We start from the raw sequence: 18,915 nt of genomic DNA on the forward strand, positions 1-18,915 counted from the left end.
AGCGGCGTCTTCCTGAAGTGCGCGACGACGTGAACTGGGCGCCAGCTATGTCATCGAATTGATACCTTGTCCAAACACGAGGCGAGCGCGGAGCCCGGGCTGGCGGACAGCAGTTCCGCGTCGCGTGGTTCGCTCGGCAAGCTCCTGGGTGTCCACGAACGCAACGACACACAGTGCGGGCCACTCGATGCGATGATTCACGGAGGTTGTCTGACCCGCCTGCGCGCCCCTACGCTTGCCGGATGAAACGACTCTTCGCAGCGCTGGTCCTGCTTCCCGCGATGGCCTTCGGGCAGGTGCGTGTAGACATCGATGTGAAGCTACCCGACATCGTCTTCTCGACCCCGCCGCCGCTCGTCGTCGTGCAGCCCGGCGTGCAGGTGGTGGAGGACTACGACGAGGACCTCTACGTCGTGGACGATGCGTACTGGGTGCGCCGCGATGGGCGGTGGTACCGGGCGCGCGACTACCACGGTGGCTGGGAGGTCGTGGAGGAGCGGCGGGTCCCCGTCACTGTCGTCAAGCTGCCTCCCGGGCGTTACAAGCGGTGGAAGCACTCGAAGAAGGCGGTCGTCGTGCCCGCGTCGTACCGTGACGACGGCCACGACCACCGGCAGCAGGACCGGGGCCACGACGACCACCACAAGGGCGGCAAGGGCAAGGGCAAGGGGAAGAAGTAGCTCCGCTCCGGGGCCTCTTCGCGGGAGGCCCCGGGACCGGTCAGTGGGCCGGCGGCTCGCCACCCGCTGGCGCGCGGACGAAGAGCGTCCTGCCCGCTCGGATCGTGCACTTCACGTCGGTGAACCGCCGGACATCCGTGGCGGGATCGCCGCCGAGCACCACGAGGTCGGCGTCGAAGCCCGGCATGACGCGGCCCCGGCGCTCGCTGGCGCTCCAGCGCGCGGCGGGGGCGGTGGTCAACGACGCGAGGATCTGCATCGGCGTCAGCCCTGCCTGTGCCATGAGGACGTACTCCTGCGTCGGATCGAGGTCCGTCATGTACCCGGCGTCGGTGCCGAACAGGACCTGCCCCCCGGCGCTCGAGAACGCCGCGAGCTGCCGCTCCGCACCCCCCACGAGGCGCTCGCGCACGTCGGCGGGCACGTCCGCCTTGGTGAGCTCGTAGCCCCAGAGCTGCAGCGTGGGGACCACGGAGACGTGGCGTGAGACCAGCTGGCCGACGAGCTCGGCGCTCCACCCCTGTTTCGGTGAGTCAATGGTGGTGTGCACGATGACGTCGGCCCCGGCCTGCACGGCGGCGCTCACCCCGTCGGGATCCGTGGGATGCACCATGACCAGGCCTCCCCGCCGGTGCGTTTCGTCCACCGCGGCGCGCGCGATGTCCTCGGCCATGCGCCGGATCTCACCATGCCCCTGGGGCGTGGCGACGAACAGCTTGGTCCCCTGCGCGCCGGACTTGATGTTCTCGCGGACGAGGGCGCGGGCCTCCTCCGCAGATGCGGGCTGCGCAAGCTGTCGCAGCAGCTCGGGCGGCAGGTCGCGCAGGTAGAAGGGGATGCCGTTCTCCGGATACATCGGCGAGCCGACGGTGAGGATCGCCGGCCCGCGCAGCTCGCCTCGCTCGATGCGCTGGCGCAGGGCCCCGGTGTTCGCGGGGTCGGAGCCGGTATCGACGACCGTCGTGAAGCCGTAGCGCGTGGTCAGCTGGTTCAGGGGTGACTGGAGCTCGTCACCCGGCCGGCTGGCGGCCCCGGCGAACGCGGGGTCCGTGAAGTGGACGTGGCTGTTCTGGAACCCGGCGGTGATCACGCCGCCAGCGCAGGCCTCCTCGCGCCGAACCCCGGCCGGCGGAGCGTCCGACGCGGAGCCGACGGCTTCAATCCTCCCGCCGCTCACCATCACCCAGGCGCCCTCCAGCGGTGGCGCGTCCGGAGCCACATAGAGCCGCGTGCCCGTCAGGAGCCAACGATCGGCGACAGCAGGGCGCTGACTCGACGCGCAGCCCGCGGTGGCCAGCCAGAAGAGAAGTGTGATCCGTTTCATGATGTTCACCTCGCGGAGCTGGATGGATTCCGGTAAAATCCAGTTTGTCTGAAAAGTATTGACTTGCTGGTTTCCGCGCTCGCAATGTCTCCCTGTCGCCAAGGCTGGCGACAGGGGAGCACATCATGCCGAAGTCGAAGCAACTCGCGTCCTGCCTTGCCCTTGCCCTGGCTGCGTCCGCGCCGACGGCCCTCGCGGATTCGGCCATCTACGGCGGCGGCCCGTTCTATTCCGGCGGCACCGCGGTGATGAACGACCTGCGCGGCTCGGGCTTCACCACCGTGATCCTCTGGAGCTTCCACATCGAGGACAACGGCGACCTCGTCTACAACGACATCCCGGTGGTGAGGAACGGCGCCTACATCGGTGACCCGGCCTGGCCCACGCGGCTGGCCTCGCTCAAGACGGCGCCGACCTCGGTCAATCGCATCGAGGTGTCCATTGGCGCCTGGAGCGTCCCCGACTTCGAGCGCATGGCTCGGCTGGTCAACGGCACCGCCGCTGGCTGCGGCAGCACGCTGGTCTGCGGCACGGGCAGCAGCAGCATCCTGTACCGCAACTTCCAGGCGCTGAAGACCGCCACCGGCGCCACCGCGGTCAACTTCGACGACGAGAGCGCCTACGACCTGGCCCCGACGACCCAGTTCGGGCAGATGCTGGCGGGCCTGGGCTACAAGATCACCTTCGCGCCCTACACCAACCAGACCTTCTGGCGCAGCCTCAAGGACAACCTCGGCAGCGCGGTCGACGGCATCTACCTCCAGGTGTACGACGGCGGCGCCGGCAACAACCCGGCGAGCTGGAACACCGCGATGGGCATGACGGTGGACCCGGGCCTGTGGTCGCGCCACGGCTCCGGCTGCGCCAGCGGTGACAGCCCGGCCACGGTGCAGAGCAAGATGAGCAACTGGAAGAGCACCGCCGGCATCAACGGCGGCTTCATCTGGCTGTACGACGACATCCAGGCGTGCGTGGCGCAGGGCACCAGCGCGCAGTACGCGGCGGCGATCAACACCGCGGTCAGCGGCAACACCCCGCCGGTGGCCAACTTCGGCGTCACCGTGAGCGGACTGACCGCGACCTTCAGTGACGCCTCCAGCGACAGCGACGGCACCATCGCCTCGCGCAGCTGGAGCTTCGGCGACGGCAGCGGTTCAACCGCCACCAACCCCAGCCATGTCTACGCCAGCGGTGGCAACTACACCGTCAGCCTGACCGTGACCGACAACGGCGGGGCCAGCCACACCCGGACCCAGACCGTCTCGGTCGGCACAGGCTACGTCAACCTGGCGCTCAACAAGCCGGCGACCGGCTCCACGGCCTGCAACAGCAGCGAAACGCCGGCCAAGGCGGTCAACGGGAGCGTCTCCGGCGGCACGACCGACAAGTTCTGCTCGCTGGCCTCGGGGGCCTGGCTGCAGGTGGACCTGGGGTCAGCGCAGACGGTCAGCAGCTTCGTCGTCAAGCACGCCGGCGCGGGCGGTGAGTCGAGCACCTGGAACACCCGGGCCTTCACCATCCAGACCTCCAGCAACGGCACGAACTGGAGCACCCCGGTGACGGTGACCAACAACACCGCCAGCACCTCGACCCACCCCATCAGCGCCACCTCCGCGCGCTACCTCAAGCTCAACGTGACCACCGCGTCCCAGAACGGCGACCCGGCCACGCGCATCTACGAGTTCGAGGTGCACTGACCCGGCGAGGGGGGGGCGGCATCGCAGGGGCTACGGTTGCGGCACGCCCGACTCGTAGGCCTTGCGGATGGCCTGGGCACAGGCGAGTGACTTCTGGCCCTCCTCGTCCCCGCCGAGCTGGCGACTGCGGGCCAGGACCATGTACCTGTTCCTGGCGGCATTCACCCAGGGATAGAAGCCAAACGCTCCCGGGGAGGAGTGGCCCGTCACGGTCCACACGCCGTTGACGGGCTCTCCTTCAATCCAGTGTCCGAGCCCGTAATACGTCTCTCCCCCCGTCCACGGCGTGGAGGACACGCCTGGGCCCCCCGCCCAGGCCGGAACGGAGTCCACGGTCAGCTGGGAGGACAGCGCGTACTGGTTGTTGATCAGCTTCATCAGGAAGACGCGGTACTGCTCCGCGCTGCCGGAGAAGCCCCCGGCCGGAGCGACGGCGCTGTCGGACTCTGGAAGGGTGGTGCCCAACTGGGCGTTGACCCAATCCATGACGCTCAGCAGTCCCGTGCCCCTCCTGGTCCCGATGTCGTCCAGGGCTAGCTTCTGCATGTGGCCGCCGTTGTAGAAGAACCGGCCGTTCTGGAGCGGGCGGTAGGTGACGTTCTTGTAGGCGGCGCCGTAGCACTCCGAGACCGTCGTCCCGGCGTCTCCACACAAGGTGGTGTTCTCGTCGATGTAGCCGCTGGTGAAGTTGAGCCGCTTCTTCTCGTCCGCGGTGAGGTTGGCGTACCCCCGCGACTGCACGTAGGCCCCCGCGTACAGCCACTTGCTCGCGGACGCGATGGGCATCACCGTCGCGGCCGTCACCCCGCTGCCTCGCGGGATGGCGTAGAGCGGCCCCGCGCCATTGCCAATCTCCCAGTAGAAGTTCCCGAGCGGCGCGCAGCTCTCCGAGGTGTTGGCCGTGGTCAGCGCGGCCTGTTCGCCCGCCGTGAGCGCCGCCTGGGACGTGCCCGGGGGTGCATCCGCCACGGCGACGTCGGCGTCCCCGGCGGTTCCACAGCCGATGAGACCCAGGGCCAGCAGCCCGCACGCCGAGATGAAAGTCGTCCTTCGGTGTTGCTTCATGGGGAATTCCTCCGGGAAATGCCCCTGTGAACCCGGGAAGCGCCCGGAAGTTGCGCGCCCCTCTCTCTCAAGCGGGCGCCGGAGCGTCCGGGCTCGAACTCGGCTCACCGGCGACGAAAGAGAGGTGTGAGGTCGGTACGACGCCGGCCTCGCTTCGCTACCGGGAGAAGGACCCATGACGTGCGGACACTGGCGCTGGCGTGTCGCCACCACCCAGCGGGACATGGATGACGCGGCCCGCATCCGCTGGGCTGTCTTTGGCGGGGAAATGGGACTGCTGACCGAGCAGTCGGCGCTGTCGCGGCGGGAGATGACCTCCATCGACACGCTCGACACCACGGTGCACCTGCTCGTCCATGTCGGCTCGGAGCCGGTGGCGACGATGCGCGTGGCGTTGCCCAACGCGGAGGTGGCGGCGAACCTGGGCGGGCCGGTGGGGCTCGAGCTGGCGCAGCGGCTGGACCTCTCGGGCGTGATCCGCCCGGGGATGGTGTTCGCGGAGCCCTCGCGCTTCTGCGTGCTGCCGAAGTGGCGGCGCACGCAGGCCGTCTCGTGGCTGCAGGCGGCCATGTACGCGGAGAGCCGGCGGCGCGGGGTGACGCACTGGATCGCGTCCGCGAACCTGGAGACGGACTCGCCCGAGGACGCGCTGCTGGCGTCGCGGGTGGCGGCCCACCGGGGATGGCTGAGTCCGCGCTGGCGGGTGGACGTGCCCGACCCGCGCCAGGCCCCCAAGCGGCCCCGCAAGCCCTTCTACACGCCGGAGGAGCGGGCGAGGGCGGAGCAGGGGCTGTGGGACGGCCTGCGGGTGCCCAGGTCCCCCTCGCTCTTCGCCACGACGATGGGGGCGCGCTTCATCGCGGAGCCGCTCTACGACGCGTACTTCCAGTGGTTCACGCTGCCGCTCGTCATGGCGCTCGATGAGATTCCGGCGGACACCCTGACGCACTTCCACGCGCTGCAAGACGGCGCGAGCCCCGCCGTCTAGGCCCGGGGCGGCTTCTTCCTTCCCTTCACCTTCAACACGCAGCAGCCGGGACTCCAACGGACCCCGGACAGGAGACGTACGTGCAAACCCAGACGGAGCATCAGGCGGGGACGCAGTGGCTGGCGGTGCTGGACGAAGAGGCGCGGGGGCTGGTGGCCGCGGTGGATGCGCGGCCCGACGCCAGCCGCCTCCTCGATGGCACCCTCGACCTGGAGGGCTACATCCACTACCTCGTCCAGACGTATCACTACGCGCGCTGGAGCACGCCGATCCTCGCCGAGGCCGGCCACCGGCTCAATCGGCTGGGACGGCACCCGGAGCTGGCGGCGCTGTTGATCCAGAAGGGCGAGGAGGAGCGCGGGCACGACCGCTGGTTGCTGTCGGACCTGCGGAACCTGGGCTGCTCGGAGGAGCAGGTGGAGGCGGCGGCGCGGAGCCCGGCGGTGGAGGCCTACACGGGGTGGAACTTCTTCACGTCGCGCTCGGGCGTGCCGACGGCGGTGCTGGGGACCGCGTACGTGCTGGAGTACCTGTCGCAGACGCGGGCGGGCGTGTGGGCCGAGCGGCTCAAGGCGGTGGGCGCCATCCCCAACATCCACAAGGCGGTGACCTTCCTGCGCAGCCACGGGGCGCTGGACGGGGACCACGTGGCGGAGATGCAGCGGCTCCTGGCGCCGCTGACGGACCCGGAGGACCAGGAGGCGATCCTCTTCTCGGCCCGGGTCGCCCGGAGCGTCTACCCGCGCATCTTCCGTGAGGACGGCGCCTCCAGCCACCCTCTCGCGAGGTAGCGACGACCGCACGCAAGCGGGGAGCGCCTCCCGTCCGGGCCCTGGCCTCTCGGGAGGCGTCTTCCCCCCGTTCGATTCGCTCAGACAGGCTTGTTGAGGCGGGCGGCCTGGTAGAGGAGGTCCGCGCGGCTGTCCACGCCCAGCTTGTCGAAGATGTTCCGCACGTGGGTCTTCACGGTCAGGAGCTTGCGGCCGAGCTCAACGGCGATCTGCTCGTTGTTCCGGTTGCAGAGCAGGTGCCTCGCGATGGTGGCTTGGCGGGGCGTGAGCTGGCGTTCCATCTCCCAGGGGAGCGGGATGGAGTGGGGAATCTCATTCAGCCTGAGCGCCCATCGCCGGGGACCGTCAGCGGCGGGCATTTCGATGAAGCGGCAGGTGCGGTTGCCCTCGGGATGGTTGAAGACCCAGAGGGTCTTCCCGAGCCGGGCGTCCGCGTCCATGCGAACCAGGGCGTCCAGCCGCTCCTTGAAGACGAGCGGGAGCCCGCAGGAGTGCATGTCCGCGCCGGTGAACCACCGGGCCAGGAGGGCGTTGGCGTGCTCGGAGCGGAACTCCACGCGGGAGGGAGGCTCCACGACGAGGTAGGCGGAGTCGGGACGGCGGTGGAGCTCCTCGAGAAGGTGGGCACCGGCCATGAGGCCCTGGGCGTCATTGCAGTTGCGCACCGTGTTCATCAGGTGCTCGTTGATGCTGGCGACCGCGGTGGTGTTCTCCAAGGAGAAGGGGCGGCGCTTGTTCCGGTAGAACGCGAGCGCGCCAACGAGGCCGGGGCCGATGGGCAGCAGGACCGCCATGATGTGTTCCAGCGTCAGGTCCAGCTCCCGGCTGCGTTGGAAGATGAGGGTGCGTTCGTACTCATCGCGGGTGAGCAGCTGCGTATCGCGGACGGGCACGTTGGGCCGCGCGAGGATGGGGGCCCGCAGGAAGTCATGCTCGGCCAGGACGGCATAGTCATCCAGCAGGCGGATGGGGAAGCCCGGGACGAGCCATTGGAAGTCGAACGGCTCCGTGTGCATGAGGCACAGGGCCATGGCGTCGGCCTGGACGAACTCGAGCAGGGACGCACGCGCGGCTTCGAGCACCTTGGGGATGCTCAGTGCGCTGTTGAGTCCACTGATGACGCTGTCCCGGAGCACGAGCTCCTGGGTGGTGAAAGCCGTTGGATTGAACATCCGCGCGTCCTTGTCATCTTGACCGGGCAGGCTGCGGACCTCAGCCTAATCCAGTCCGATGGCAAGTCATACGCGCCGGGATGACACACTGTTCCATCCACCGCCCGAGGCCTCATCCAAGGCCCCGGGCGGCGTGCGGCTCAGCTCACTGGATGACGGTGACGACCTGGGTCTGGCACGTGACCGGGTCGATGAAGGACTGGGCCGCGTCGACGGTGCAGATGGCGCCGCCATAGGTGCCAAAGAAGACCTGCGCCTGGCAGCTGCCGCCGACGTCACTGACCTCCACCCGCCAGACACACGTCTTCGCGGCGGCCGGGTTCGCCGGGTCCACCGTCCAGTAGTACTGCTGCGCGATCAGCGGGGCCGGGGTGGGGGCGCTCACCTCGAAGCCGCCATAGCTGGCCGTGGGCACGGGATAGGGATTGAACACGCCGTTGAGCGTCCCCGTCAGGACCTGGATGCCCAGGGAGATGGGCAGGCCCGTCTGGTTGAGGACGAAGAGGTCCTCCAGCGCGGGGCCGACGGACGCCACCTGGGACTCCCGCTTCGTGGGCAGCTGGACCGCCCCCTCGCGGACGCTCACATACTCGTCACGCTGGGACAGGAAGTCAGGGAACCCGAGCTCCACCTGCCCGGCGAACGCGATGGACGGAGCGAGCGACAACAGCGAGGCAGCCAGGAAACGCTTCACGTTCCTCGTCATGGACTACTCCTGAGTTGTGAGTGCGGGGTTGGCCGAAGCCAATGCCTTACTAGCATCCACTCCCGTTTAACTGCAAATCAAAACGGGCAATTCATGGAGTTCCTGTGGATGTGGACGATTGCGGTCCTGGCGTGTCACGCGTTCGTTGGAATGTCAGGCTAAGGGGTTTCCACGGGTCGACAAAGCCATACGCATGTCATTCGCGGGGCGCCGGGCGGTATGGGGCTTCTTCCCGGAAGATCAACAGCCCGTCCAGGACCGTGGCCCAGGGCGCCGTCGTCCACGTGTAGTTCAGGGGACGCGCCACCCTGGGCCCGAAGTCCTGAAGCTGGCGCGTGTCCAGATAGCGGGTGTCCGCGGCGTGGCCGGCGAACGCCCAGCCCTCCAGCGAGTCGTCCGTCGCGGGCGCGAGGACAAAGGTGCGAGTCGTGCTGCCCAGGGAGTAGCTCCCGGAGTTCGCGGAGAACCCCAGCACGAACGACCGGGCTCCGAACCTCTCATGGACATACGACCCGAAGGGAATCACGTGGCGCACGTCCGCATCCACGCCCTTGAGGTCTTTCGCGGCATGGATGGTGGCAAGCCAGACAATGGCTTTCTTCGGCGCGGGAGACTGGGACAGGAGCCAATCCAGGTTCATGAACATGGAGCGGTCACGCCCGTTGTAGTCGCTCCAGTCCCCAGCCTGCGCCGGAGCCTGGGACATCCTGGCGACCTGGCGGGTGAAGAACCGCTCCAGGTTGCGGACCATCTGCAGCGGGCCCTGGCTGCCCGGGGTCGCGGCGAGCACCGGCTCCAGCTCCTGCCAACAGCCCAGGATGAACCTCGCGGTGTCGGCCGTGTACGGGTGGGTTTCGTCATATCCCCAGGCCATGTACCGCTCGATCTCCGCTCCGCACGCGGCCTGCCTTGGACCCGGGAGGAAGGGGATGAGTTCACGCGCCATCTGGCGCTGGGCGTAGGTGCCCCTGCCAATCTGATCATCAATCCCACCCGCCACGAGGGTTCCCGCCTGGATCCGCGCGGTCAGGAAGGGAACCAGGGGCGCCATCTCCTGGGTGGCCCAGAGCCCGCCAATCGCGGCGGCGACCGTGTCTTCGCTGACGGGTTGGCCCGCCTTCAGCAGCGCCTGGATGTGGAGGAAGTCGTAGGTGCCAGCCTCGATGAAGAACGCATCGAAGTGGCACTCCTCCACGAGCCTGCGCGTCAAGGCCACCTTGAAGGCAACCGTCCTGGCATTGCCGTGGTGCGACTCCTCGCCCAGCAGTGCGAGCTGCTTGTCGCAGAGGTCCCTGACGATCCAGTCGGTGTCCGTCTCCGCCACGGCCTCCCGAGCAGCAGTGCCCCTGGACGGCGATGCACAGCCTGAAAGCAGCAGGAGCAGGAGCAGGAGGTGTCTCATTCGCGGCCCTTCCGTGAGAGGTGATTCCATTCTAGATGCGGTGATTCCCCAGCGTCCCTTCTCTCCAGGAGAGGTGAACCCATGACCCGCCCGAACGCACCGCCCGACTTCGACCCTCGATTGGCCGCGCTCCTGCCTTCGCTGGAGGGGTATGTGCCCGTGAAGATGACGCTGGATCAGCTCGAGCACTTCCGCGCGTTGAGTCGCGTGAGCCGGGAGGACCTGATCGGAGATGCGAAGGTCAGCTGCGTCGACCACCGCATCCCCGGGTACCAGGGCGCGGACATCACAGTCTCGGTCATCGCGCGGCAGGACCACGTGACTCCGGGGCCTGCCGTCTATCACATCCATGGCGGCGGCATGGTGATGGGGACCCGCTTCGCGGGGGCGAAGCCGCTCGTGGACTGGGCGCTTCGTCATGACGCGGTCTGCGTGACGGTCGAATACAGGCTGGCGCCCGAGCATCCAGCGCCCACCCTGGTGGAGGACTGCTACGCCGGGCTGGAGTGGATGGCGGCGAATGCCGCGCTGCTGCGGTTTGATCCGAACCAGCTCGTCATCTTCGGAGGAAGCGGCGGGGGAGGGCTCGCGGCGGGGGCCACGCTCCTGGCCCGCGACCGGCGCGGTCCGCGGCTGCTGGGCCAGCTGCTGCAATGCCCGATGCTGGACGACCGCAACGAGACGGAGTCAGCCCACCGGTACGATGGCGTTGGCGTCTGGGACCGCACCAGCAACCTGACGGCCTGGCAGGCGGTGCTGGGGGACCGTCGCGGCGGCCCTGACGTGTCTCCCTATTCCGCGCCCGCGCGCGCGACGGAGCTGCGCGGGCTGCCACCGACCTTCATCGACGTCGGGGGAGGGGAGACGTTCCGCGATGAGGCGATTGCCTATGCTCGCGGCATCCTTGCCGCGGGCGGCGAGTGCGAGCTGCACGTCTGGGGCGGAGCCTTCCACGGCTTCTATGACATCGCCCCGCAGTCCGAGGTGGCTCAAGCCTGCATCGCGGCGCGCGACGCGTGGCTGGGACGGATGTTCGCCCGCGGCGCCGCGAGCAGGGACGCGACGTAACGGAGGGCTGGGGGAATCAAGCCCTCCGACCGGGCGCTGGCAACCCTGTCGTCAGGCCGTCCGGCCCAGCTTCCCGGCCATCACCTCGCGCATGCCCGTCGGCGCGCGCCCCAGCAGCTCCCGCAGCGTGGGGTCGACGGCCGCGAACTCGCCATCGCGGCTCGCGCGGTAGAGGCCGAGCGAGATGGCCACCGCGGGCGCGGGCATGCCGGAGGCCACGAGCTTCGCGCGCATCTCGTCCTCCGGCACGACGCTCCGGCGCAGCGGGCGTCCGAGGACGCTCGACGCAAGCTCGCACAGCGCTTCGAAGTCGAGCGCCTGCTCCGCCGTGAGCGGCGGCGTCGGCCCTTCGTAGCGGCCCTCGTTCGCCAGAATCACCGCCGCCGCCTCCGCCAGGTCCGCATGCGTGGTCCAGGAGACCTTCCCGTCCGCGGGCGCTTCGAAGACGCCCGTCTTCAGGCCCCTCTCCAGCAGGAACACCGCGCTCGAAGCGTAGAAGCCGTTGCGAAGCGCGGTCCACGCCAGCCCCGACCCGGCCAACATCTGCTCCGTCGCCGCATGGTCGAGCATCGGAGGAAACGCCGAGGAGTGGCTCGCGGCCATGTGGCTCGTGTAGACGATGCGCCGCGCGCCGGCGGCCCGTGCGGCGTCGATGGCGGCGCGATGTTGGGCCAGGGTGTCGCCGCCCGTCGCACGCGCGTTCGACGAGACCATCAGCACCTGGGTTGCGCCCTCGAAGGCGTGCGCGAGGCTCGCCGGCTCCGCGAAGTCCCCCCTGCGCACCCGGACGCCACGGGCCGCCAGGTCCTGGGCCTTGTCCACGTCCCGGACGCTGACGGCGACCCGGTCCACCGGGACGCGGGTGATGAGGTTCTCCACGATGAGACGGCCGAGCTGCCCGGTGGCTCCGGTCACGACGATCATCGAACGCTCCTTGGGATATCATTGGAAACAGTTACTTGTTTCCGGCGATAACGTAGCGAGCGTTAGCGGCGATATCAAGCCTTCGTTATCGGCGTTCCGGGGGCAGCGTGCTATCTCAGCCCCATGAGGGACCGCGAGAAGGTCGCTGCCGAGGACGCGGAGGGCCCCGATGCGCGCGCGCGCATCATCGCGGCCGCCGCTGAGCTCATCGCCTCCGGAGGGCCCGAGGCCGCGACCACGCGGGCCGTGGCCTCCGCCGCGGGGGTGCAGGCACCAACCCTCTACCGGCTCTTCGGCGACAAGCGAGGCCTGCTCGCGGTCGTCTTCGAGCACGCCATGCGGCGCTATGTGTCGGAGAAGGCGGCGCGCAAGCCGCACCCGGATCCGCTTCAGGACTTTCGCGACGGCTGGGACACGCACATCGCGTTCGGCCTCAGCCATCCCGGGCTGTTCGCCATCATGAGCAGCGATCCCCAGCTGGCGTCGCAGTCCCCGTCGCTGGGTGATGGGGAGGACGTCCTGCGCAGGCGCATCCGGAACCTCGCGCTCGCGGGCAGGCTGCGGGTCAGTGAGGAGCGAGCGCTCGGCCTCGTGTCGGCGATGGGCATTGGGGCCGTGCTCACGCTGCTGAGCCAGCCCGAAGACAAGCGCGACCCCGGACTCGCCCAGGCCACGCGCGAGGCGGCGGTGGCCGCCATCACGGGCGAGGCGGCGACGCCGAAGAACACGGAGGTCCGCGCCATGGCCGCCGCGCTGCGGGCCTCCATCGGGCGGATCCGTGTGCTCTCAAAAGGCGAAAGCCTGCTGCTGAGCGAGCTGCTCGAGCGCATCGCGGACGCCGGGTAGCTGGAGTCCACGCCGTCGAGCTGGAAGCGCACGCTGCCCGCCTGTCCCTCGTAGGTCGGCGTGGGGAGTGATGGCCAGCGATCAGAGGCCACGTCCCGGAGGACGGGGGCTGCCCCATCCAGGGATAATGCTCACCTGATGGGGGTGGAGCTGCCCATCCATGACAGAGTGGGCGCCATCCGAATCCTCTTCTCGATGGCGTTCTGGACCTTCCTCGCGCTGTCCAGCGCGGTGTTGTTCCTTGGGGCGCTCCTGCTGTGGGCGCTCACCCGCCCGTTTGACGCGAATGGACGCGTGCTTCACCTGTACTCGTGCTTCTGGGCGCAGCTGTATTTCTACGTGAACCCGATGTGGCACCTGCGGGTGGAGGGCCGCGAACGCCTGCCCTGGAAGGGCGCGGCGGTGCTGGTGGCCAACCACGAGTCGCTGGGGGACATCCTGGTCCTCTTCGGTCTCTACCGGCCCTTCAAGTGGGTCTCCAAGGCGGAGAACTTCAAGCTGCCGCTCATCGGCTGGAACATGCGCCTCAACCGCTATGTGCCGCTCATCCGCGGAGACCGCGCCAGCATCATCCAGATGATGGCCGGGTGCAGGTATTGGCTGTCGCGCGGCGTCCCCATCCTGATGTTTCCCGAAGGCACCCGCTCTCATGACGGCCAGGTGAAGGCCTTCAAGGACGGCGCCTTCACGCTCTCCATCCAGGAGCGCTGCCCCCTCATCCCCGTGGTCCTCACCGGCACCGCGCGGACCATGCCCAAGCACGGGCTGGTCCTCCAGCAGGCGGTCCACGCCCGGGTGCGCGTGCTGGAGCCCATCGACCCGGCGGGCTTCGCCGGGGACGTGCACGCCCTGCGCGACCACGTGCGCGACCTCATCATCCGCGAGAAGGCGCGCATGGACGCCGAGGGTTGAGCGGGCCGCCGGTGGCGCTCGCCGTCTGCGGTCAGGGCGCGCCGAGGGCCGGCGGAGCCTCCGGCCGCCGGGTGCGCCTGCGCCAGTAGAGGAACACGGGCACGCCCGCGCCGAGCAGCACCGTGCCCTTGAGCGCGTTGAGCGGGTTGGAGGCCGTCGAGCCCAGCAGGACGTACAGCGCGGCCGCGATGAAGAGGAGCGGGGTGAAGGGATATCCAGGCACCCGGTACGCGGCGCGGGGCACCAGGCCCTGCCGCTCGCGCGCGCGGTAGACGAACAGCGTCGCGGCCGTGGCGCCGAAGACGAGCCAGTCCGCGAAGACGACGGAGTCGAGCAGCTCGCCGTACGTGCCGGTGCCCGTGAGGAGGATGGCCCAGGCCGCCTGGAAGAGGATGGCGTTGGATGGCGTGCGGAAGCGCGGGTGCAGCCGGGCCATCCAGGGGAAGAACAGTCCATCCGCGGCCATGGCCTGGTAGACGCGCGGCGAGACGAGGATGACCAGGTTGAGGAAGCCGAAGGTGGAGAGGGCCACTCCCGCGGTGATGAACGTGCGGCCCGCGGGCCCCAGCAGCTGGCCGAGCGCGTCGGCGGCCGGGGCGCTGCTCGCCGCGAGCCCCGCCGCGCCGAGCGTGCGCAGGTAGGTGAGGTTCGCGAGCAGGTACACCGTCACCACGCCGATGACGCCGAGCAACAGCGCACGCGGCAGGTTGCGCTCGGGGTCGACCATCTCCTCGGCCACGAAGTTCGTCTGCTGCCACCCGCCGTAGCTGAAGAGCACCGGGACGAGCGCCGCCCCCAGGGCGAGCACGAGGGAGTCGGGCGCCTGGGGCGCGGCGACGGCCTCCACCGCCGCCGGATGGGAGCGTCCGAGCAGGAGCCCCGCGCCCACGAGCACCGCGAGCGCCAGCAGCTTGAGCACGGTGAAGACGTTCTGCGTGAGCGCCCCGGGCCGCACGCCGAGGTAGTTCACCCCGGAGAGCAGGACGATGGCGCCGACGGCGAGCGGGAACCGGAAGCCGGGCCCCAGGCCGGTGAGCGCGAGGGTGTAGTTGGCGAACGCGACGGCCACCGCGGCGATGGCCCCGGTGGCGATCATGAGCATCATTCCCCACGCGTTGAGGAACGCGGGCAGCGGGCCGAAGGCATCGCGCAGGTAGACGTAGCTGCCGCCCGCCTTGGGGATGCGCTGCCCCAGTTCCCCGTAGATGAAGGCGCCGATGAGCGCCACCACGCCCCCCAGCAGCCACACGCCCAGGGTGAGCCCCGGCGTGTGCACGCGCTGCGCGACGATGGCCGGGTTGAGGAAGATGCCCGAGCCGATGATGCCGCCAATGACGAGCATCACCCCCGAGAACAGGCCGACGCGTCGCGCGTATCCGTCACGAGGCCCGGCTGAACGGGCTCCGGCTTCATCCGGGAGGGCAGAGGGGGGCATGGGCGCCGAGCATAGTCCGGCGGCCGGAGCATCTCCGCGCCGAGCCTCGGGGCAGGGTACGATGACGGCCTTCGTGCCAACTCCAAGCTCCCCTCCCATGACCTTCGCTTCACTCGGCCTGTCGGACGCGCTCACCCGCGCCCTGGCTGAACTCGGATACGACGAACCCACGCCGGTGCAGCGCGCGGCCATTCCCGTGGTGCTGCGCGGCGGCGACGTCCAGGCTTCGGCGAAGACCGGCTCGGGGAAGACCGCCGCGTTCCTCCTGCCCGTCCTGGAGGCCCTGCGGGCGCGGCCGGGTGGGGCGGTCCGGCCGGTGCGGGCCTTCATCCTGGTGCCCACGCGGGAGCTCGCCGCCCAAATCGTTGACGCCCTCCAGCGGTATGGCCGTCACTTGAAGAAGCCGCTGAAGACCTGCCTCGCGGTCGGCGGCGTCTCCGCGAACCCGCAGATGCTGGCGCTCCGGGGCGGGGCGGACGTCGTGGTGGCCACGCCGGGCCGCGCGCTGGACCTCGTGGAGCAGAACGCGCTCCGGCTGGGGCAGGTGGAGACGCTGGTGCTCGACGAGGCCGACCGGCTCTTCTCCCTGGGCTTCGCGGACGAGCTCAACCGCCTGCTCGCGCTCCTGCCCGCGCGCCGCCAGAACCTGCTGTTCTCCGCCACGTTCCCACCCGCCGTGCGCACGTTCGCGGAGCGGCTGCTGCACGAGCCCACGCGCATCGACGTGGACGACGGTGAGCTGCCCGGCGCGGACCTCATCGTCCAGCGGGCCATCCAGGTGGATGCACCCCGGCGCACGATGCTCCTGCGGCACCTGCTGGAGACCCACGCGTGGTCCGGCGTCCTCACGTTCGTCGCCAGCCGCTACGCGGCGGACCATGTCGCGCTGAAGCTCAACCGCGCCGGCATCCCCGCGACGTCGCTGCACGGCGAGCTCAGCCAGGGGGCCCGCACGCAGGCGCTCGCGGACTTCAAGGCGAAGCGCGTGCGCGTCCTCGTCGCCACCGACGTCGCCGCACGCGGCCTGGACATCGCGGGACTGCCCGCGGTCGTGAACTACGACCTGCCCCGCTCGACCGTGGACTACGTGCACCGCATCGGCCGCACGGGGCGCGCGGGCGAGCAGGGCATGGCGATCAGCTTCGTCAGCGCAGACTCCGAAGCCCACTTCCGCCTCATCGAGAAGCGCAACCAGCTCACCGTCGTGCGAGAGCAGGTGGCGGGATTCGAGCCCGTGGAGACGGCCGCGCCGACCGCGCCGCCGCTGGATCCGAACGGCGGCGTGAAGGGCCGGCGCAAGAGCAAGAAGGACAAGCTGCGCGAAGCCGCCGCCGCCCAGCCCCCGAAGCGCAAGCCGTAGCACCCGCGCCAGCCCGCCCCCCCAGGGTGATTGTGCCCGGCCTCGGGGGCTCCCTAGTTTCCGGACCGGGGGCCCCATGCTGCTCAAGCAAGAGTATTACGCCGACGAGGTCTGGCCGGGCTGGCTCAATGACATCCGCAACTCGCCTCACCGCGCCATCTTCCTGCATGGGGTGATGGGCAGTGAGCTGTATGACCGGCAGCGCCGTGACACGCTCTGGCTCGACACGGGCATCTGGCACGAGGTGGACAACCTCGCCTTCCTGAACGTCACGCCCCAGGGCGGAGTCGACGGCCCCGGGCAGTTCGTCTACGCGCGCTCCACGGTCAACCTGCCCGTCTTCGGCGACCACTACGCCGACTATCTTGGGGGCATCGGGTGGGGCCGCTTCAACTTCGACTGGCGTGACGGCATTGGCATCGAGGCACAGCGGCTGGCGCTCTTCCTGCGGAGCCTGCGCACGGACGGGCAGCCGCTGCGCTTCGTCACCCACAGCATGGGCGGCTGCGTGCTGCTGCGGATGCTGGCCTCCACGCGTGAGTTCGATGACGCCATCGAGCGCATCGTCTTCTGCGCGCCGCCCTTCTGGGGCGCGCTCAAGCCCATCCGGGTCATCGAGGATGGCACCGGCACGCCCGCGGACTGGCTCATCAGCAACGCCACCCTGCGCCAGTCCGCGGTGAGCATGCCGGGGCTCTTCAACCTCCTCGTGGCGCCCCGCGAGTACTGGCCCACGCAGGTGCCAGGGCTGGACGCGGTGCTGAAGTACCCCGTGCGCACCGGGCAGGACCTCTACCGCGCCGCGTCCTGGACCAATCCCTATCGCCTCGACCTGCGCGACCCGCTGCTGCGCTTCTCCTACAGCGGCTACCAGTTCACCCGCCTGCAGGCGCAGGACGTGGCCCAGCGCTTCGCGTCGCGCACCGTGGTCATCGTCGGGCTGAATGGGAGGACGGACTACGCGGCGCTCATGGGGCCGGGGGGCTGGACGCTCCACTCGCAGCCGCCGCCCGCGCCGGGCAAGCTCTCCAACGGGGACGGCACCGTGCTCTTCCAGGCCTCACTCCTGCCGGGGCTGCCCACCACCTGCTACCACGCCTACGTGCCCCCGGAGCGCGAGGACACCCACAGCAACCTGGTCAACCTGCCGGAGGTCATCAACGCCATCCTCACGGCGCTCACGGGAGGCTCCCTGGCTTCCAGCGGGCTGGTGCCCTACGCGGACTTCCTCCCCACCATCGACTGGAGCCTGGAGGTCGAGCAGGCCCCCGAGCCCGGCCCGACGGAGAACCTGGGCTACCTGGAGCGCGCGCGGCTGCGGGCGCGGGTTCCCCTGGCGCAGTGGGGACCCTCGCTGGATCCGGGTGGCAACGACGACCGGCTCTTCCATGCCACGCGGCAGTCCGCGTTCAAGGTGCTCCACGGGGCCGACCTGCGCACGGAGGCCGGCCGCCTGGGGGTGAGCTACCGCTTCCTCGCCGACCACATCCGGGACCTGCTCCTGCCAGTGCTCTCCGGGTGACCGCCGCTGCAACGGCCGCGTCCTGGACGCGAAGTCAGAACGAGGCGCTCCACGTGAGCGCGGCGCCGCCGGGGGTGGGCGTGACGTTGAGGTCGAGCAGCGCGGAGAGGGCGCTGCGTTGCCGCTTCCACTCGACGTAGCTGTTGTGGCGGCTGACGCCCACGATCAGGAGCGGAACGCCCACGGCCGCGAAGAGGCCTCCGACGACCAGCGACGTCCCAAGGCAGACGCCCTGGGTGTCGCCAGGCACGAGGCTGGTCTTGCAGAGGGGCGACGTGAGCAGGTTGACCGCCCCCACGCCGGTCAGGATGCTGCCGGTGACGAGCATCCCGGTTCCCGTGGGGGGCGGCTTGCCATTGAGCAGGTCGAGCTGGGGCTCCTGCGCGAGGGCGGGAGCCGAGGCGAAAGTGACGGCTGCGCTCACAACCAGGGAGAGGGTCACGTTCATGTGACGACGAGAGCGCGGGCGTGAGTGAAACGTCAAGCGTACCCGGGTCACACCCCTCGCAGGGCGTGTCTGGCTTTGGGGTGATCCGGACCCGCGCACTGGCCGTAGGGTCTGGCGCATGAAACAGCTCAGTCCAGGACCGCGGTGGCTTCGAGCTCGACGAGGACGCCCGGCTCGAAGAGCACGGAGACCCCGATGAGCGATGCTGGGGCCGGTATGATCCGCAGCTCCTTGGTGACCTGCTCAATGCCGGCGAGGAAGGCGGGCATCAATTCATGCTTCCAGTCGACCACGTAGAACGTCAGCCGGACGACGTCGCTGAACGTCGCTCCGGCTGCCGCGAGGGCGATGGCGACGTTGCGGTAGACCTGCGCCACCTGTCCCGCCAGGTCACCGCGGGCGACGAGCTGCCCCTGCGCGTCGTACGCGACCTGTCCTGCGATGTGCACCTGCCGGGTGCCGGTGGCGATCGCCACCTGCCGGTACACGTCGGGCTTCATGAGTCCATCGGGGTTGAGCAGGGTCACGGGCATGGAGGCGCTCCAGACGAATGGGTGAATGCCGGGCTCGTATAC

The 18,915-nt window shown here is 69.5% G+C and carries 18 protein-coding genes; 9 read left to right on the top strand and 9 right to left on the bottom strand.

From position 1 onward, the window contains the following. The first annotated feature begins 242 nt into the window (after window positions 1-242). Window positions 243-680, top strand: a complete 438-nt coding sequence (locus AABA78_RS38190) for a hypothetical protein (RefSeq protein WP_171412125.1) — start codon at window positions 243-245, stop codon at window positions 678-680. A gap of 40 nt (window positions 681-720) precedes the next feature. Here AABA78_RS38190 and AABA78_RS38195 read toward each other — a convergent pair whose 3' ends face one another. Next, window positions 721-2,004, bottom strand: a complete 1,284-nt coding sequence (locus AABA78_RS38195; protein ID WP_338270450.1) for an amidohydrolase family protein — start codon at window positions 2,002-2,004, stop codon at window positions 721-723. Window positions 2,005-2,129: 125 nt separating this feature from the next. Between AABA78_RS38195 and AABA78_RS38200 the strand changes: the two genes are divergently transcribed. Further along, window positions 2,130-3,701 carry a PKD domain-containing protein gene (locus AABA78_RS38200; protein ID WP_338270451.1) on the top strand — a complete coding sequence of 524 codons (1,572 nt, stop codon included), beginning with the start codon at window positions 2,130-2,132 and terminating at the stop codon, window positions 3,699-3,701. Between the two features lie 30 nt (window positions 3,702-3,731). Here AABA78_RS38200 and AABA78_RS38205 read toward each other — a convergent pair whose 3' ends face one another. Further along, window positions 3,732-4,766 (bottom strand): hypothetical protein, encoded by a 1,035-nt coding sequence (locus AABA78_RS38205; protein WP_338270452.1) that lies wholly within the window; start codon window positions 4,764-4,766, stop codon window positions 3,732-3,734. A gap of 175 nt (window positions 4,767-4,941) precedes the next feature. On the opposite strand from AABA78_RS38205, the gene AABA78_RS38210 reads away from it, so the two are divergent. Next, on the top strand, window positions 4,942-5,754 hold the full coding sequence (locus AABA78_RS38210; RefSeq protein ID WP_338270454.1) for an N-acyl amino acid synthase FeeM domain-containing protein: 813 nt from the start codon (window positions 4,942-4,944) through the stop codon (window positions 5,752-5,754). Window positions 5,755-5,834: 80 nt separating this feature from the next. After that, window positions 5,835-6,545: an iron-containing redox enzyme family protein gene (locus AABA78_RS38215; protein ID WP_338270455.1), complete on the top strand. Its 711-nt coding sequence runs from the start codon at window positions 5,835-5,837 to the stop codon at window positions 6,543-6,545. Window positions 6,546-6,625: 80 nt separating this feature from the next. Here the strand turns inward: AABA78_RS38215 and AABA78_RS38220 are convergent, their stop codons facing one another. The 3 genes from AABA78_RS38220 to AABA78_RS38230 all read right to left on the bottom strand — a co-directional run bounded on the left by AABA78_RS38220 (window position 6,626) and on the right by AABA78_RS38230 (window position 9,825). Continuing rightward, complete coding sequence (locus AABA78_RS38220; RefSeq protein ID WP_338270456.1) at window positions 6,626-7,717, bottom strand: helix-turn-helix transcriptional regulator; 1,092 nt, start codon at window positions 7,715-7,717, stop codon at window positions 6,626-6,628. A gap of 145 nt (window positions 7,718-7,862) precedes the next feature. Then, window positions 7,863-8,423, bottom strand: a complete 561-nt coding sequence (locus AABA78_RS38225) for a hypothetical protein (RefSeq protein ID WP_338270457.1) — start codon at window positions 8,421-8,423, stop codon at window positions 7,863-7,865. Window positions 8,424-8,619: 196 nt separating this feature from the next. Next, a complete protein-coding gene (locus tag AABA78_RS38230; RefSeq protein WP_338270458.1) occupies window positions 8,620-9,825 on the bottom strand; it encodes an erythromycin esterase family protein in 1,206 nt (401 codons plus the stop codon). A gap of 81 nt (window positions 9,826-9,906) precedes the next feature. Here AABA78_RS38230 and AABA78_RS38235 point away from each other — a divergent pair, with 81 nt between their 5' ends. After that, window positions 9,907-10,893, top strand: coding sequence for an alpha/beta hydrolase (locus tag AABA78_RS38235; protein ID WP_338270459.1), 987 nt, complete (start codon window positions 9,907-9,909; stop codon window positions 10,891-10,893). Between the two features lie 51 nt (window positions 10,894-10,944). Here the strand turns inward: AABA78_RS38235 and AABA78_RS38240 are convergent, their stop codons facing one another. Next, window positions 10,945-11,817, bottom strand: coding sequence for an NmrA family NAD(P)-binding protein (locus AABA78_RS38240; RefSeq protein WP_338270460.1), 873 nt, complete (start codon window positions 11,815-11,817; stop codon window positions 10,945-10,947). 123 nt (window positions 11,818-11,940) lie between these two features. On the opposite strand from AABA78_RS38240, the gene AABA78_RS38245 reads away from it, so the two are divergent. Together AABA78_RS38245 and AABA78_RS38250 are read left to right on the top strand one after the other, a co-directional pair. Continuing rightward, complete coding sequence (locus AABA78_RS38245) at window positions 11,941-12,663, top strand: TetR/AcrR family transcriptional regulator (protein ID WP_338270461.1); 723 nt, start codon at window positions 11,941-11,943, stop codon at window positions 12,661-12,663. A 138-nt stretch (window positions 12,664-12,801) separates the two neighbouring features. Further along, entirely contained in the window at window positions 12,802-13,575 is a 774-nt protein-coding gene (locus AABA78_RS38250; protein WP_338270462.1) for a lysophospholipid acyltransferase family protein, read from the top strand. A 31-nt stretch (window positions 13,576-13,606) separates the two neighbouring features. Here the strand turns inward: AABA78_RS38250 and AABA78_RS38255 are convergent, their stop codons facing one another. Continuing rightward, window positions 13,607-15,010 (bottom strand): APC family permease, encoded by a 1,404-nt coding sequence (locus AABA78_RS38255; RefSeq protein ID WP_338270463.1) that lies wholly within the window; start codon window positions 15,008-15,010, stop codon window positions 13,607-13,609. 97 nt (window positions 15,011-15,107) lie between these two features. On the opposite strand from AABA78_RS38255, the gene AABA78_RS38260 reads away from it, so the two are divergent. After that, on the top strand, window positions 15,108-16,370 hold the full coding sequence (locus tag AABA78_RS38260) for a DEAD/DEAH box helicase (protein ID WP_338270464.1): 1,263 nt from the start codon (window positions 15,108-15,110) through the stop codon (window positions 16,368-16,370). A gap of 76 nt (window positions 16,371-16,446) precedes the next feature. Next, window positions 16,447-17,892: a lipase/acyltransferase domain-containing protein gene (locus tag AABA78_RS38265; RefSeq protein WP_338270465.1), complete on the top strand. Its 1,446-nt coding sequence runs from the start codon at window positions 16,447-16,449 to the stop codon at window positions 17,890-17,892. Window positions 17,893-17,926: 34 nt separating this feature from the next. Here the strand turns inward: AABA78_RS38265 and AABA78_RS38270 are convergent, their stop codons facing one another. Together AABA78_RS38270 and AABA78_RS38275 are read right to left on the bottom strand one after the other, a co-directional pair. Beyond that, window positions 17,927-18,340, bottom strand: a complete 414-nt coding sequence (locus AABA78_RS38270) for a hypothetical protein (protein ID WP_338270466.1) — start codon at window positions 18,338-18,340, stop codon at window positions 17,927-17,929. 128 nt (window positions 18,341-18,468) lie between these two features. Beyond that, window positions 18,469-18,873 (bottom strand): RidA family protein, encoded by a 405-nt coding sequence (locus tag AABA78_RS38275; protein ID WP_338270468.1) that lies wholly within the window; start codon window positions 18,871-18,873, stop codon window positions 18,469-18,471. Window positions 18,874-18,915: the final 42 nt, after the last annotated feature.

The sequence above is a fragment of the Corallococcus caeni genome (assembly GCF_036245865.1).
Taxonomy (GTDB): Bacteria; Myxococcota; Myxococcia; order Myxococcales; family Myxococcaceae; genus Corallococcus; species Corallococcus caeni.

What these genes read in the sequence shown, in the direction of transcription:
- AABA78_RS38190 (WP_171412125.1), top strand. Translation starts at nt 243, where the DNA reads ATGAAACGACTCTTCGCAGCGCTGGTCCTGCTTCCCGCGATGGCCTTC.
- AABA78_RS38195 (WP_338270450.1), bottom strand. Translation starts at nt 2,004, where the DNA reads ATGAAACGGATCACACTTCTCTTCTGGCTGGCCACCGCGGGCTGCGCG.
- AABA78_RS38200 (WP_338270451.1), top strand. Translation starts at nt 2,130, where the DNA reads ATGCCGAAGTCGAAGCAACTCGCGTCCTGCCTTGCCCTTGCCCTGGCT.
- AABA78_RS38205 (WP_338270452.1), bottom strand. Translation starts at nt 4,766, where the DNA reads ATGAAGCAACACCGAAGGACGACTTTCATCTCGGCGTGCGGGCTGCTG.
- AABA78_RS38210 (WP_338270454.1), top strand. Translation starts at nt 4,942, where the DNA reads ATGACGTGCGGACACTGGCGCTGGCGTGTCGCCACCACCCAGCGGGAC.
- AABA78_RS38220 (WP_338270456.1), bottom strand. Translation starts at nt 7,717, where the DNA reads ATGTTCAATCCAACGGCTTTCACCACCCAGGAGCTCGTGCTCCGGGAC.
- AABA78_RS38225 (WP_338270457.1), bottom strand. Translation starts at nt 8,423, where the DNA reads ATGACGAGGAACGTGAAGCGTTTCCTGGCTGCCTCGCTGTTGTCGCTC.
- AABA78_RS38230 (WP_338270458.1), bottom strand. Translation starts at nt 9,825, where the DNA reads ATGAGACACCTCCTGCTCCTGCTCCTGCTGCTTTCAGGCTGTGCATCG.
- AABA78_RS38235 (WP_338270459.1), top strand. Translation starts at nt 9,907, where the DNA reads ATGACCCGCCCGAACGCACCGCCCGACTTCGACCCTCGATTGGCCGCG.
- AABA78_RS38240 (WP_338270460.1), bottom strand. Translation starts at nt 11,817, where the DNA reads ATGATCGTCGTGACCGGAGCCACCGGGCAGCTCGGCCGTCTCATCGTG.
- AABA78_RS38245 (WP_338270461.1), top strand. Translation starts at nt 11,941, where the DNA reads ATGAGGGACCGCGAGAAGGTCGCTGCCGAGGACGCGGAGGGCCCCGAT.
- AABA78_RS38250 (WP_338270462.1), top strand. Translation starts at nt 12,802, where the DNA reads ATGGGGGTGGAGCTGCCCATCCATGACAGAGTGGGCGCCATCCGAATC.
- AABA78_RS38255 (WP_338270463.1), bottom strand. Translation starts at nt 15,010, where the DNA reads ATGCCCCCCTCTGCCCTCCCGGATGAAGCCGGAGCCCGTTCAGCCGGG.
- AABA78_RS38260 (WP_338270464.1), top strand. Translation starts at nt 15,108, where the DNA reads ATGACCTTCGCTTCACTCGGCCTGTCGGACGCGCTCACCCGCGCCCTG.
- AABA78_RS38265 (WP_338270465.1), top strand. Translation starts at nt 16,447, where the DNA reads ATGCTGCTCAAGCAAGAGTATTACGCCGACGAGGTCTGGCCGGGCTGG.
- AABA78_RS38270 (WP_338270466.1), bottom strand. Translation starts at nt 18,340, where the DNA reads ATGAACGTGACCCTCTCCCTGGTTGTGAGCGCAGCCGTCACTTTCGCC.
- AABA78_RS38275 (WP_338270468.1), bottom strand. Translation starts at nt 18,873, where the DNA reads ATGCCCGTGACCCTGCTCAACCCCGATGGACTCATGAAGCCCGACGTG.